The organism is Amycolatopsis albispora (genome assembly GCF_003312875.1).
GTDB classification, from domain to species: Bacteria; Actinomycetota; Actinomycetes; order Mycobacteriales; family Pseudonocardiaceae; genus Amycolatopsis; species Amycolatopsis albispora.
The window spans coordinates 2,206,267-2,220,291 of record NZ_CP015163.1 but is presented as its reverse complement, the minus strand read 5'-3'; the positions used below and the strand labels follow the sequence as shown (position 1 = coordinate 2,220,291).

Here is a 14,025-nt window from a genome sequence, read left to right as displayed (position 1 = left end):
CGCGAGCTGAGGGGGCTCGCGATGGGTGGTTCCGGCGGTCAGTCGCCCGCGCGCATCGCGGCGATCGGTGCCGGGCGCATCGCGATCCGGGCCGGCATCGCGATCGAACCCCAGCCGAACAACACCGCCGCGGCGACGATGCCGAGATAGGCCAGTGGCGGCACGGAGGGCAGTGCGGAGCCGGTCAGGCCGAGGCTGATCCCGGCCAGCGGTGGCAACGCCGCCAGTGAACCGAGGCCCACCGCGGCCACCACGACAACCGCCGCCTCACCGCGCATCATCGCCCGTAGCTGCCGTGGTTTCGCGCCGACCAGGCGCAGCAACGCGAACTCACGCACCCGGGCGGCCGTGGCCAGCACGAGGATGTTCACCACCGCGATGGCGATGAAGCCGAGCAGCAGCAGGTTCAGCAGGAGGTTGACCGCCGACTGCGCGGACGCGGCATTCGGCGCGGCGGCGAACGCGCGGGGATCGGCCAGCTCCAGTCCAGGATGGACGGTCAGCGCTTCCCGTAGCGCGACGGGATCCGTGCCGGGTGCGGTGGCCAGCAGGAGTTCGTCGTTGAGGCGGCTGCCGGTGTGCGCGAGCACCACGTCGTTCGGCAGGGTCACGTCACCGAAGCCGAGCCCGCTGCCGTAGACGGCCACCACGGTGGCGGTGTGCGAGGTGCCGTCGCCGAGGCTCATGGTCAGCGGCTCACCGACGTCCACGCCGAAGGTGCCGGCCGCGATTTCGCTCAGTGCCACCGTTTCCCCGGTCAGCGCGCGCAGGTCACCGCGCCGGAGATCGAGGTCCAGCACCTCGCCGAGCCGGTCGGCGGTGACTCCCTGCGCGGGGTAGGCGTTGGTCACCTGCTCGGCGAGTTCCTGGTAGCTGACCAGGACCGAGGTGCGTGCCACCGGCGTCACCGACTCGACCCCCGGCACCCGCCGCACGGCGTCGGCGACCGCCGGAGCGATGCCGCCGACGGCCGTGACCACGTGGTCAGCCCGGATTCCTTGCTCCACCTGGGTTCTGGCGGCGGCGTCGGTGGTGGTCGCGGTGAAGATCTGCACGGAGGCCAGCGCGACGCCCATGATCAGCGGTGTGGCCGCCGAACCGAGGCGGCGCGAGCGCGCCCGGGTGTTGGCGCCCGCGAGATAACCCGCGGTGGCGCGCAGCAGGCCCAGCCGGGTGAGCAGCGCGGCGGTGGCGGTGAGCAAGCGCGGTCCGAGCAGCGCCACCGCGATCACCAGCAGCAGCGCCGAACTGGCCGCGCCCGCGATGGCCGGGCCACCGGAAACCACCAGGGGAAGCGTGATCCCGGCCGCCGCGCCGACGGCGGCCAGCACCCAGCCGGTCACCTGGCGGACGCGGCCCAGGCGCGGCGGTTCCACAGCGGCTTCGCCGAGCGCCGCGGCGGGGCTGATCCGCGCGGCCCGCCGTCCCGCGATCAGGCCCGCGCCCAGCGCCGTCAGCAGGCACGCGAGCACGGCGGCCACCACCGGCAGCGGCCCGGCGGTGAACCGGAACGCGGCGGGCACCGCACCGAGCTCGGCCAGTGCGTCGCGCAGCAGGAAACTCAGGCCGAACCCGGGCAGCGCGCCGAGCGCGGCGGCCACCGCGGCCACCACCGCGGATTCGGTGGCGATCAGCCGGTACACCTGGCGCGGCGTGGCCGCGACCGCCCGCAGCAGCGCGAACTCCCGCCGCCGCCGCTGGATCGACAGGCCGAGTGTGCTGGCCACCACCAGCAGCACGATCATCAGCATGGTGCCGCCGAACGCGGTCGACATCACCACCAGGAACTGCCGCGCGGCACCGACGTCGAGGAACTCCGCTTCGGCGCGGTCGTCACCGACGGCGGTGGTCACCCCGGGCACGGCCCGCTCGATGCGCGCGGCGAGATCCTCGGCGTCGGCGCCTGGTTCGGCGAGCACGGCCACCGCGTCGATGCGGTCCGGCCGCCCGGAAACCAGGCGTGCCTGCGTGTCGGTGAGGAACGCGGCGGGCTCACCCCGAATGGTCCCGACCACCCGGTATGGCGTGGGTACCGCGCCGATCTCCAGCTGGACCAGCTCGCCGACGGGCACCCCGGCCGCACCGGCGAGCACGATCTCGTCCGGCGAGGCGGGCGGACGACCGCTCTCGAGCGCGGCCGGTCCGAGCCGTGCCGACGACCAGCCGTGCACCACCAGCGGAAACGAGCCGCCGCGCAGTGCGGCCCGCACGCTCACGTCACCGATCGCCGCGCGCACGCCCGGTACCGCGGCGATCCGGCCGGCGGTGTCCGCGGCGAGCGGCACGCGATCGCCGAACCGCTGGTTCAGGCCGTCCTCCGTGGTGACCTCCTGCTCGGCCGTCACCACCACCGTCGCGGCGGCGTAGCGCAGCGGTGAAACACCGGCGCGCAGGCCCGATTCGAGCAGCACGCCGCTCGCGGTGATCAGCGCGGAACCGAAGAACACCGCCACGAACGCGGCGGCGAAGGCACCGCGTCGCGCGCGGATCGTCCGCCAGGCCAGGGAAAGCACGGTTCACCACTCCCCGAGGTGGGTCATCCGCTCGGCGATGTGCTCGGGCGTGGTGTGCGCGAGTTCGCCCGCGATGCGGCCGTCGGCGAGGAAAACCACGGAATCGGCGTACGAGGCCGCCACCGGGTCGTGCGTGACCATCAGCGCGGTCTGCCCCCAGCGGTCCACGGCCTGGCGCAGGGTGCCGAGCACCTGCCGCGCGGTCCGCGTGTCGAGCGCGCCGGTCGGCTCGTCGAGGAACACCACGTCGGGCCGGGTGATCAGCGCGCGGGCGATGGCCACGCGCTGCTGCTGACCGCCGGAAAGCTTGCTGGGACGGCGATCCAGCGGCACGTCCAGCTCGACCGAGCGCACCACCTCGTCGAGGAAGGCGGGATCGGCGGGACGACCGGCCAGCCGCAGCGGCAGCAGGATGTTCTCCCGCACGGTCAGCGCGTCGAGCAGGTTGTAGGCCTGGAAGACAAACCCGATCCGCGAGCGGCGCAGCTCGGTGAGCGCGGCTTCGCGCTGCCCGGTCAGCTCGGTGCCGCCGAGCAGCACCCGGCCCGACGTCGGCCGGTCCAGCCCGGCCGCGCAGTGCAGGAAGGTGCTCTTGCCCGAGCCGGACGGCCCCATCAGCGCGGTGAAACCGCCCCGGCGCAGGCTGATCGTCACCCCGTCCAGTGCGCGCACGGCGGCGGCCCCGCTACCGTAGGTCCTGCTGACGGATTCGAGCCGTACCGCATCGGTGAGGCCGTCCGCGACTGTGGTCATCTTGTGTCGTTCCTTCCGGTTCTTTCGGCGGGAACGACGCTAGGGGCGCGGTGAGCGCGGCACAGTGACGCGGAATCCCGTGCCGGTGGTGTAGTCCGCTACACCGTGCCGTTCGCCGAAGGGCCAGCGCGGCGGGCACCCGCTTCGGTAACCTGGGGCCGGATCATGGGCGAGCTCCGAATACGCGAAGCCGGACCGGCGGACCTGCCGGTGCTGACGCACGTCATGGGGCAGGAGCCCTACTTCACCGACCGCCTCTCCCGCCAGAAGAACGGGCTGGGCAGGCTGCTCGTGGCCTGGCAGGACGAGCACCCGGTCGGCGTGGTCTACCTGTGGCTCGAACCGGCCGAGGAACCCGAGCTGCGGCAGCACCTGCCGGACACCCCGCTGCTCACGCACCTGGAAACGCACGTGGAGCACCGCGCCCGCGGCATCGGCACCACCCTGGTCCGCGCGGCCGAGCAGTGGCTGGCCGCCAAGGGCTACGAGCGGGTGGCGCTGGCGGTGGAAACCACCAACACCCGCGCGGCACGCCTGTACGCCCGCCTCGGCTACCGGGAGTGGCCGCACTCCACGGTCCGGTGCCTCTCGCTGACCGACAGCGCGGGCCGCCGCAACGTGGAGATCTGCCGGATCATGGTCAAGCCACTGGCTGCGCCACGCGGGTAGTCAGGCCTTCGAGCCCGAGCACCTTGACCGCGATCCGCACACCACGGGCGACCCCGGCCTGGCGGTCCAGGTCGTCGGAGTGGCTCCGCCACGAGTGGCGGTCTTCCCGCCACGCGCCGACGTAGTCCACGCAGAGTTCGGGCGGGATGATCTGGCACCGGCCGCGCGCCGCCTTGAGCGACTTGAGCATCCGCGCGCGCCGCGCGTCCTCGGGCACCCGGCTCGTCACCATCGCGATCACCTCGCTGATGAACTTTTCCCTGCGGTCCAGGAAATCCCGCCAGTAACCGCGCCTGCCGGCCCGCTGGATGGTGCCTTCGGTGTCGAGCAGCCAGAACAGGCCTTCGGCGAGGCAGTCGCCGAGTTCCTCGAGCCGCGCCCGCAGTTCGTGGGCGAAGGGGTCGTACTCCTTCTGGACGGCGTGGCCGGCGACCGCCGTTCGGCCGAGTCCGTGCTCGTTGAGCAGGAAGAACCAGTCCTCGTTGTAGATGTTGGGGAAGAACGAGGTCAGCGAGCCCCGGCCGACCGCCAGCGCACCGCCGCCGATGAAGGTGTCCTGCTTGCCGCCCGCTTCGCGGTAGGCGTGGCAGACGACCGAATTGTCCGGGTAACCGCCGATCGCCAGGCCGACGCCGGCGTGGTCCTCGGTCAGTGCGGCGGCCCGCTCGAGATCGGCGGCGTCCGGCACGAGGATGTCGTCGTCGAGGAAAACCACGCGTTCCCAGCCGGCGAGCCTGGCCAGCAGGAGGCCGAGGTTGCGCTTGTCGCTGGTGTCCTCGCGGCGTTCGTACGGCTGGCCCCGCAGCAGTTCCGAGGTCCGGAACGCGGGCAGCACCGCCGGCCGCAGGTGTTCGGTCTCGATCGCGAGGAGGCCGGTCCCGCGCCGCTCGGCCAGGTCCGCGATCGTGTCCGCCGATGACCACTTGCTGCAGAGCGTGACCAGCGTGCAGTCCAGCCGCGCGGCGAGCTCGATCGCGGGCCGCAGCGCGCTGCCGTGGCGCGCGGTGGGCACGATGATCGCGTCCACCGGCGCGGTGCGGTTCCCCGCCTCCGCGGTGCGGAGCAGGTGGCGGTGTGAACCGTGGTGGTGCGCCGTGGCGACCGGTCCTGCGGCGTTGTGGGTCAAGTGCTGCTCACCGGCCATTCGTGCGCTTTGGTCAGGGGAAGGGTCCAGTCGGGGGTGACCACCAGGCCGTTGACCACCTGGATCCGGCTGATCAGGGCGAACTCGTCCAGCCCGGTGAACCGCGTGCGCAGGTACTCGGCGTTGCGGTCGCGGAACCGGGCGTCGGTCAGCGCGCGCACCACCCCGTAGGTGCCGCGGCCGAAGGTGCCGTTGCAGATGGTCACCGTCCGCTTGGCGTTGAACGGGTTCGGCGCCCGGTAGAACAGGGCGACGTCTTCGAGCAGCAGCAGCCTGCCGCCGGTCTTGCGGACCTTCGGCAGGAAGCGCTTGAGCTCGGCGCCGGTGCCGATCTCGAAGCAGCTGAGGTCGTTGTCCTCGGGCCGGGTCAGCTGGCGCACCGGCAGTTCGGCGCGCTCGAGCAGGTCCTGGGTGACGAAGTTCCAGTCCACCCCGCCGAGCAGGATCAGGTGGCTGGTGTAGTCGTCGGTGGCCAGTTCGGCCGGGGTGCGCAGGTGCACGTCGCTGGCCGGGTTCGCGGCGCGGACGTGCCCGTGGAGCTCGACCAGCGCGTCGAGGTCGGCGTACTTGTACACGTCCACGAAGTCGGGGTCGTCGGGATCGGCGAGCGGCATCTTGCCCTTCAGCCGCTCCGGCAGCTCGGAACCGACGATGGTGATGTCCTGGTTCGGGGTGAACCGCCACGGGCTCTGCGCGTACGGGTCGCCGAGCGCCGCGGGCTTGGCGACGGGGGCGTCCTCCCGCAGCTCGGTCAGCTCGCGGAGCAGCTTTTCCCGCTGGGCGCGTTCCTCGCCGGTGAGCTGGCCGTAGCCCAGCACCCGGTACGGGGTTTCGGCCACCGAACGCTCGGTGGCGAAGAAGGTGGCGTAGGCCTCGAGCTGCTTCAGCGGCGGCTTGGCCTTCTGCCGGAGGCTCTCCCACGACGAGACCGACGGAACGCTGATGCCCAGCGCGGCGGCCAGTTCCGCCTGCGTGATGTGCTTGCCCGGCCAGGCGCCACCCTCGCGCAGCTCGCGCAACCTCCGCGCGAGCGGCCGCCCTTCAGGTGAATTCACCTCGTCCACTTCCTTCAGTAGAACTTCAGGCAACGCTCCGAAGAATCGGAACTATACCGATGATCTCTTGGGTATCGCTTGGAGGGTCGTAAAGTTGACTGGTCTCGCCCGCTTGGCGCAGTCCGCCAGGTATTCCTTGCACTGCCCGTGCAGTGGCCCTAGTCTGAAGTCCGCAGTACTTCGGCAAGTATAGCTGAATATTTCTGAAGTTGCCAGCTGGAGAAGGTAAGGAGCCCATGATGAAGTCTGCGTCATCCGACCTCCGACCGGCCGGCTTGTCCTGGTGCGCGCGTCCCCGCCGCACCAAGACGGTCGGCCGCACCTGAGCGGCAGGCGAGGTGGTCATGGTGAGCGAACTGTCACCCATACCACTGCAGCGCACGATGATCGTGGTGGACATCGAGGGGTCCACCCGCCGGAACAACTCGGCGACCGCGGTGCTCCGCCACGACCTGTACGAGCTGTTCGAGGCGGCGCTGCTGGACTGCGACATCACCGAGGAGCTGCGGGACCCGTTCACCGACCGGGGTGACGGCCTGATGGCCTTCGTGCACGCGGTCGACCAGGTCCCGAAGACGGCGATGCTGACCAAGTTCATCCCGGTGCTGACCCGGCTGATCGGCGAGCACGGGGCCCGGCGCCCCGAGCGCAAGTTCCGCATCCGGGCCGCCATGCACGCCGGTGACGTGCACTTCGACCTGCGCGGGCCGTTCGGTGAGGACGTCACCCTCACCACCCGCCTGGTCGACGCCCCGGAGCTGAAGGCGGCGCTGGCCGAGACCGAGGCACCGCTGGTGCTCGCGGTCTCCGAGCAGCTCCACCGGTCGGTGATCCGGCACGGCTACGAGGGCATCGACGAGGACCGCTTCGAGCAGACGATCGAACTGGACATCGGCGGCAGGCGCGTCCCCGGCTGGGTGCAGCTGCCCGAGCCGAGGGTGCCGGGAAAGGCGATCCCGCTGCGCGACCGGGTGTCCCGCGCCAAACCGGGGGCGCGGTTCCCGGCGGTGCGCACGCCGCTGCCGCGCCGGCTGCGGCGCGACGTGCCCGACCCCCGCGATCCCACCGGGAACGATCCGGGGGCACGCAGACGGATCTCCTCGTAGTCAGTCCCGTTTGGTCAGCCCGTTCAGCACCGCGGTGACCTCGTGGCGGCCGGTTTCGCCGAGCGGCCGGAGCGGGCGGGGCAGCCCAGGGGCGGTCAGCAGGCCGATCTCCACCGCGATCGCCGAGACGACCCGGTAGCTGCCGTAGCGGGCGAACAGTGTCCACAGTGGAGCCAGTTCCGCCGACAGCGCGCGAGCCCGGGCGGCGTCGCCGTCGGCGGCGGCACGCGCGATGGCCAGGCAGGTCTTCGGGAACAGCCCGCCGAGCACGCTGTACCAGCCGTCGCACCCGGCCAGCAGGCCGTCGGCGGCGAACGCGTCCCCGCTGATGCCGATCGACACCGAGTCCGGAAGGACCGACCGCAGGCCGCCGACCCTGGCGCGGACCTGGTCCGCGGGCACCCCGGGGATCTTGATCGACTTCACCCGCGGCAGCCCGGCGATGCGGGCGTGCAGCTCGTCGGAGAACTTCACGTGCGTGGTGCCCGGGTTGTCGTAGACCACCAGCGGCACCGAAAGGTTCGCCGTCACGTCCTCGTACAGGCCGAACACCTCGTCGTCGGTGAGGGCCTGGTAGGTCATCGCGGAGAGCAGCACGGCGGCGGCCCCGGCCCGCTGCGCGTCCTCGACGTGGTCGAGCACATCGCGTGTGCGCAGGGCACCGACGCCGATGATCACCGGCACGGAGCCGGCGCTCTTCACCGCCAGTTCGGCGGCCCGCGCCCGCTCCTCCCGGTTCAGATAGGGATAACCGCCGGTCGAGCCGAGCGCACCGATCGAATCGACGCCCGCGTCGGCGACGCGGCCGACGAGCCGCTCATACGCCGCTTCGTCGATCCCGTCACTCGTGATCGGCGTGAACGGGAAAGCACTGAGTCCGGTGAACACCAGGAACCTCCTACTTGGTGGTGCGGTCGAGACGGATGCGCACGGCGACGCCGGCGCAGACGATCACGGCGAGTCCCCCGAACATGGTCGGCCAGGTCAGTTCCTCGCCCAGCAGCAGGGCCGCCACCGCGATGGTCAGCACCGGCTGCACCAGCTGCACCTGGCTGACCTGCGCCATCGGGCCGATGGCCAGCCCGCGGTACCAGGCGAAGAAGCCGAGGAACATGCTGACCGCGGCGAGGTAGGCGAACGCCGCCCACTGCGCCGCCGTGCCGGTCTGCGCCTGCTGCGTCACCGCGACCACGGTCAGCGCGAGCATCAGCGGCGACGCCAGCACGAGTGCCCAGGACACCGTCTGCCACGACCCCAGTTCGCGGGCGAGCAGCCCGCCCTCGGCGTATCCCGCGGCGGCCGCCAGCACGGCGCCGAACAACAGCAGGTCCGACCAGTGCAACCGGCCGAATCCGCCGCCCTGCAGGGAAGCGAACACCAGCGCGGCCAGTGCGCCGACGCCGGCCATCACCCAGAACGACCGCGGCGGGCACTCCTTGCCGCGGAGCACGGCCAGCACCGCGGTGGCCGCGGGCAGCAGGGCGATCACCACGGCACCGTGGCTGGCCGGGGCGGTGGTCAGCGCGTACGAGGTCAGCAACGGGAAGCCGAGCACCACGCCACCGGCGACCACGGCGAGCCGCGCCCACTGGCGGCGGTCCGGCAGGCGCTGCCGGGTGAACGCGAGCGCGGCGGCGGCGAGCAGCGCGGCGACGACCGCGCGTGCCGAGCCGATGAACAGCGGCGAGAGCCCGCCGACGGCCCCCCGCGTGAACGGCACGGTGAACGAGAACGCGGCCACGCCCAGCAGTCCCCAGGCCAGCCCCGCCCGCGACGGCGATAACGTTGCGGCAGGCTGAACGATAACGCTACTCTTTCCTGACATGGCCAACGATAGCACCGAGCGGATCATGCGTGGGCTCCGCGCGTGGATCACCCAGGCACCGCCGGGCGCGCGTGTGCCGTCGAACCGCGCGCTGGTGGCCGAATACGGTGCCAGCCCGATCACCGTGCAGAAGGCGATGCGGGCGCTCGGCGCGCAGGGGCTGATCGAAAGCCGTCCGGGCGTGGGCACCTTCGTGCGTGCCGTGCGCACCGCCCGCCCGCTCGACTTCGGCTGGCAGACCGCCGCCCTGCGCGCACCGCGGGCGCCGATCCCGGCCCTGTCGACCCCGCTGCGCAGCATGTCGCCGGACGCGATCGGCCTGCACGCCGGTTTCCCGGACCGCGCGCTGCTGCCGGAACGGCTGGTGCGGAGCGCGTTCACGCGTGCCGCGCGTGGTGACACCGCGCTGACCCGGCCCGCCACCGCCGGGCTGGCCGAGCTGCGGGCCTGGTTCGCCACCGAACTCGCCGAAGCCACGCCCGCCGGGCTGACCCCGCCCACCGCCCGCGACGTGGTGGTCCTTCCCGGCAGCCAGAGCGGGCTGAGCTCGATCTTCCGCGCGCTGGTCGGCTTCGGGCAGCCGCTGCTGCTGGAATCGCCGACCTACTGGGGTGCGATCCTCGCCGCCGCGCAGGCCGGGGCGCACGTGGTCCCGGTGCCCAGTGGACCGGCGGGCCCCGACCCCGACGAACTCGCGCGTGCCTTCGACGAGACCGGGGCGCGGGTGTTCTACGGCCAGCCCAACTACGCCAATCCCACCGGCGCGCAGTGGGAGGCCGACCGCGGCGAGCGGATCCTGGAGGTCGTCCGCGCCCGCGGCGCCTTCCTGGTCGAGGACGACTGGGCACACGACTTCGGCATCGAAACCACCGCGCGCCCGCTGGCCGCGCTCGACGACAACGGCCACGTGGTCTACCTGCGGTCGCTGACCAAGAGCGTGTCGCCCGCCGTCCGGGTGGCGGCGGTGATCGCCAGGGGACCGGCCCGCGACCGCATTCTCGCCGACCGCGGCGCGGAATCCATGTACGTCAGCGGAACCCTGCAGGCCGCGGCGCTCGACGTGGTCACGCAACCCGGCTGGCGGACCCACCTGCGTGCGTTGCGCCAGCAGCTCAAGGCCCGGCGCGACCTGCTCGTCGCGAGCCTGGCCGAGCACGTTCCGCAGGCGCATCTCGAATCCGTGCCCCGCGGCGGGCTGCACCTGTGGGCCCGCCTGCCCGACGAAACCGATCTCGACCAGCTGACCCGCGACTGCGAGGCCGACGGTGTGCTGATCGCGCCCGGCAACGAGTGGTTCCCCGCCGAACCGTCCGGCCCGTACATCCGGCTGAACTTCTCCGGCCCGGACCCCGACCGGTTCCCGGACGGCGCCCGCGTCATCGGGCGCGCGCTCAGCGGAAGATCGCCAGCGCCCACATCTTGAGCAGCCGGTCCTCCTCGTCCCAGGTCTCGACCTTGCCGAGCACCCGCGCCGGGAACGGTGCCCGGCCCTCGGGCAGCACGTCCTGCTCGCGCAGCCCGCTCCGGCTGATCTTGACCCGGACGTGGTCGGTCCCCGAGGTGTAGGGCGCGCGCAGCCGCAGGTAGTCCTTGTCCGACTCGTCGCCTTCCTGGTACTCCTGGAAAAGCCCGTCGATGGACAGGAACATCCGGCTGTCGCTCAGCCTCGCCTGCCCGGCCGAGTTCCCCGCGAGCGACCGGTGCGCGCTGACCTCGCCCTTGCGGAAGTCCGCGTACACGATCGCGTCGGCCTTTTCCAGTGCCCGCACCACTTTGCGGATCGCGGTGATCGGCTGTTCCTCGGTTTCGTAGGCCTCGGAACGGGCGCCTTCGCGCTGGCGGCCGCCGCCGACGGAGAACCAGTGCGTTTTGGCTTCACCACGGCCTTCCGCGCTTTCCCTGGTGTACTCCTCGACGCGCCGCTTGAGCGCGGTCAGGTTGCCCTGGTACTGGAGGATGTCCATCACCAGCGGCTCGTTGAGGTAGACCAGGAACTCGTGCTGGTCGCCGACGGTGCCGGGCGCGGCCCGGCGCCTGCCGCGCAGGTACAGCACCACCGCGGCGGTCACCAGCGCCGCGCCGGTGACCATCAGCAGCCAGAACCACGGACTATCGACAGCCACGGATCTCCTTGAAGGCCTGGGAAAGCGAGGTCGCGTTCGCGTCGACCATGCGGCCGCCGGTGGCGCTCGCGGCCTGGCCGAGCTCGGCGGGGTCGGCTTCGCCGAAGCGGATGGTGTAGGTGTGCACGGCTTTCGCCGCCGGTGGCTGCGCCTGGTGCTCCCGCAGGAACTCCGGCAGGCCGAGCCCGGTGTTGTTCTCCCCGTCGGTCATCAGCATGATCGTCACCGGCTGCTCGGGGTGGTCGCGGGTGAGCGTGGCCGCCTTGTCGTAGGCGGCGTCCAGCGCCGACCACACCCCGGTGGTCTGTTCGCCCGGCTCGGCCGCGATGTGGTCGCGGAGGGCGTCGAGATCGGCCTGGCCGGTGATGGTGAACTCGCGTTCGTCGAGCACCCGGCCGCCGAAGCGCAGGATGGTGAGCCGTTCCCCTTGGTAGAACCGGAGGAACTTGCCTTCGGGGGAGGTGTCCGCGCCGCTGAAACCGGCGAAGGTCGCGCGCAGGTCGGCGATCCGCTGCCCGCGCATCGAGGCGGAGAAGTCCAGCACGAAGATCAGGTGGGCCGGGTCGCGCGAGCGCGGATCGGCGTAGGCGGCGGCGAGCCGGTCGACGGTTTCCTTGCGCTCGGGGAAGTACAGCGTGTTCGTGCCGAAGTCGGCGAACCGCGGGTCACGCGGCACTTCGGCGCTGAGCGGGCGGCGCAGCGTCTGCTCCATGATCCGGCGCTGCACCGGCTCGGTGCGGAACCAGTCGGACACGCGCTGGAAGCTGTCGCGCTTGGCCGGGTCGAGCAGCAGCAACGGGTAGTCGGCGAGCACGATGCCGTCGCGCGGGTACAGGATTTCCAGCGGCTCGGCCAGTTTCGCGTTCATCGACAGCAACACGGATTCGTAGTTGATCAGCGCGTCCGCGGTGTCCGGGCGGGCGGTGTAGTCGTCGGCGAGCCGCCGCGAGGTCTCCGCGGTCAGTGTGCGCCCGGCGAAGAACCCGCGCAGCCGGTCGCAGGTGATGTCCTCCTCACGCAGCGCGCCGCCGGTGCCCGCGGCCGCGGTCGCCACCCCGATCAGCGCGGACAGGCCGCTGGCCGCGTGCTGCGGATCGGCCATGCCGAAGCGCACCACGCCGCTCGCCGAGCGGTCGGCCAGATCGGCCCACGACAGGTGCTGGTCGGCCGTCGAGGTCCGCAGCAATTGCGCCACGCGCGGGGTCACACCGACGGCCAGCGGCGTGAACATGAACCGGCTGCTGATCGGCCGGTCGCCGGTGTACCCGAGCTGCTTGAGCTTCAGCTCGAAGAAGCGGTCGGTGGCCAGCCAGGCCAGGTCGTGCTGGTAGTTCCCCGGGTTCAGCGCGTTGGTGGCGTCGATCGTGCCGCGCTCGTCCAGCTGCAGCTCGATCCCGGTTTCGCGGCGCAGGTCGTCGAGCAGCGGCCGCATGTCGGAAAGTTCGTCGGAGGCGAGCACCCGCAGCACGGTGTGCGGCGGCGGTGGATCGGAGGTGCACGCCGCGAGCAGCCCGAGCACCAGGCACAGCACGGCGAGCTTCCGCGCCGGGCGGGTCACCGGCAGCCGCCGATCGTGGTGATGAGGCGTTCGAACAGGTCGACCGGCGGCAGGTAGGCACGGGTGTGGTCGTTGCCGGACGACGGCGCCTCCAGCCCGCGCTGGGCGAGCAGGCCGGTCAGCTGCGGGCTGGCCGTGTCCTGCTCGGCGTCGAGCACCCGGAACCCCAGCTCGACCGCGCGGTTCCGCAGTTCCGGATCGTTGCGCAGCAGCTCGGCGAGGCGGCGGCCGTTGTCGTTGAGCGCGATGAACGACGGCTGCGTCTCGAAGTGGTCGGCGGGGTAGAGCAGCACCCGTTCCTCGTCGGGCTGACCCGGCGGGCGGCGGAGCTGGTGCGCGAGGTACTGGTGCTCGTAGATCACCACGATCGGCGCGATCCGCTGCCCCTCCGGCGAAAGGTAGTACGGCACGCGGTCGGGCGTCGGCGCGCCCTGCGCGCGGTAGAGCGGTTTCAGCGACTCGGCGAGCGCGGTCACCTCGTCCTCGGCGGCGGCGATCCGGCTGCCGTTCTTGGCGTAGGCGATCAGGCCCTGGTAGGTGCCGCCGGAGTTGGACAGGCACACGTCGGAGGTGTGCGCCAGCACCAGGTTGTTGTTCTGGATGCCGTGCTCGCGGATGCCGATGTCGTTCCAGCGCCTGCCCTGCTCGGTCAGCTCGACGAACCGGCTGATGTCGACCTCGTAGAACAGCGGTTTCTCCCGCCCGGCGGTCATCGGCGCGGCCACGCCGGCGTGCTGCAGCGCGAGCGCGTACGGCCGGTAGGTGGCCAGCACGATCGGGCTGACGAACGGCACGTAGGCCTGCGCGTCCTTGCCGCTGCCGAGCCTGCTGGACATGATCAGGTCGGCGGCGGGCTGGCCGGACGGGAAAACGAAGTCGTAGCGGTCGATGTCGTGCGTGGCCACCTCACGCGAGCCCGAGTTGTCGACGATCACCTCGAAGTGCTTGCGCCGCAGGATCTCCTGGACGGTGGCGTCGCGGAAGAAGTCGACCTTGGAGCCCATCTTGCCGCGCACCACGGTGACCGCGGGGGCCGGCGGCGCCGGCGCCATCAGCAGCGGGGTCAGCACCAGCACGACGAGCCCGAGCAGGCCCAGTGCCAGCACCGGGGTGAGCGCCGGGCGCGCGGGCGGTTGCCTGATCTTCAGCAGCGGCTCCGCGGCCACGAACCCCTCCCGCTTCCCCAGCCCGCTCCGAAACTCCAGGAATACCCGCGCCCGGTGAACGGCACCGGACAGCCGGGTAACGCTTTGTCACCCCATCGGGTGATGGGGCGGCC

12 protein-coding genes are annotated in these 14,025 nt (G+C 71.8%); 3 read left to right on the top strand and 9 right to left on the bottom strand.

Going from position 1 to position 14,025, the window contains the following annotated elements:
• Positions 1 to 38: 38 nt before the first annotated feature.
• Complete coding sequence (locus tag A4R43_RS10265; RefSeq protein WP_113692116.1) at positions 39 to 2,513, bottom strand: ABC transporter permease; 2,475 nt, start codon at positions 2,511 to 2,513, stop codon at positions 39 to 41.
• Positions 2,514 to 2,516: 3 nt separating this feature from the next.
• On the bottom strand, positions 2,517 to 3,266 hold the full coding sequence (locus A4R43_RS10260; protein WP_113692115.1) for an ABC transporter ATP-binding protein: 750 nt from the start codon (positions 3,264 to 3,266) through the stop codon (positions 2,517 to 2,519).
• A 165-nt stretch (positions 3,267 to 3,431) separates the two neighbouring features.
• Here A4R43_RS10260 and A4R43_RS10255 point away from each other — a divergent pair, with 165 nt between their 5' ends.
• Complete coding sequence (locus A4R43_RS10255) at positions 3,432 to 3,935, top strand: GNAT family N-acetyltransferase (protein ID WP_113692114.1); 504 nt, start codon at positions 3,432 to 3,434, stop codon at positions 3,933 to 3,935.
• Here A4R43_RS10255 and A4R43_RS10250 read toward each other — a convergent pair.
• Positions 3,907 to 5,061: a hypothetical protein gene (locus tag A4R43_RS10250; protein WP_162788402.1), complete on the bottom strand. Its 1,155-nt coding sequence runs from the start codon at positions 5,059 to 5,061 to the stop codon at positions 3,907 to 3,909. The genes A4R43_RS10255 and A4R43_RS10250 overlap by 29 nt on opposite strands.
• Entirely contained in the window at positions 5,058 to 6,134 is a 1,077-nt protein-coding gene (locus tag A4R43_RS10245; protein ID WP_236808883.1) for a helix-turn-helix domain-containing protein, read from the bottom strand. The genes A4R43_RS10250 and A4R43_RS10245 overlap by 4 nt, the downstream gene beginning before the upstream one ends.
• A 344-nt stretch (positions 6,135 to 6,478) precedes the next feature.
• Here A4R43_RS10245 and A4R43_RS10240 point away from each other — a divergent pair, with 344 nt between their 5' ends.
• Positions 6,479 to 7,240 carry a nucleotidyl cyclase domain-containing protein gene (locus tag A4R43_RS10240; RefSeq protein ID WP_113692111.1) on the top strand — a complete coding sequence of 254 codons (762 nt, stop codon included), beginning with the start codon at positions 6,479 to 6,481 and terminating at the stop codon, positions 7,238 to 7,240.
• On the opposite strand, the gene A4R43_RS10235 is transcribed toward A4R43_RS10240, so the two are convergent.
• Entirely contained in the window at positions 7,241 to 8,128 is an 888-nt protein-coding gene (locus A4R43_RS10235; protein WP_113692110.1) for a dihydrodipicolinate synthase family protein, read from the bottom strand.
• Between the two features lie 10 nt (positions 8,129 to 8,138).
• Positions 8,139 to 8,981 carry a DMT family transporter gene (locus A4R43_RS10230; RefSeq protein ID WP_236808882.1) on the bottom strand — a complete coding sequence of 281 codons (843 nt, stop codon included), beginning with the start codon at positions 8,979 to 8,981 and terminating at the stop codon, positions 8,139 to 8,141.
• 82 nt (positions 8,982 to 9,063) lie between these two features.
• On the opposite strand from A4R43_RS10230, the gene A4R43_RS10225 reads away from it, so the two are divergent.
• A complete protein-coding gene (locus A4R43_RS10225) occupies positions 9,064 to 10,488 on the top strand; it encodes an aminotransferase-like domain-containing protein (protein WP_113692108.1) in 1,425 nt (474 codons plus the stop codon).
• Here the strand turns inward: A4R43_RS10225 and A4R43_RS10220 are convergent.
• Genes A4R43_RS10220 through A4R43_RS43240 form a run of 3 tightly spaced genes read right to left on the bottom strand, consistent with a single transcriptional unit; the run spans position 10,457 to position 13,912 of the window.
• On the bottom strand, positions 10,457 to 11,188 hold the full coding sequence (locus tag A4R43_RS10220) for a hypothetical protein (RefSeq protein ID WP_236808881.1): 732 nt from the start codon (positions 11,186 to 11,188) through the stop codon (positions 10,457 to 10,459). The two genes, A4R43_RS10225 and A4R43_RS10220, sit on opposite strands and share 32 nt — an antisense overlap.
• Positions 11,175 to 12,746 carry a substrate-binding domain-containing protein gene (locus tag A4R43_RS10215; RefSeq protein ID WP_205215291.1) on the bottom strand — a complete coding sequence of 524 codons (1,572 nt, stop codon included), beginning with the start codon at positions 12,744 to 12,746 and terminating at the stop codon, positions 11,175 to 11,177. The genes A4R43_RS10220 and A4R43_RS10215 overlap by 14 nt, the downstream gene beginning before the upstream one ends.
• Positions 12,743 to 13,912 carry a hypothetical protein gene (locus A4R43_RS43240; protein WP_236808880.1) on the bottom strand — a complete coding sequence of 390 codons (1,170 nt, stop codon included), beginning with the start codon at positions 13,910 to 13,912 and terminating at the stop codon, positions 12,743 to 12,745. Before A4R43_RS43240 ends, A4R43_RS10215 begins: the two co-directional genes overlap by 4 nt.
• Between the last annotated feature and the right edge of the window lie 113 nt (positions 13,913 to 14,025).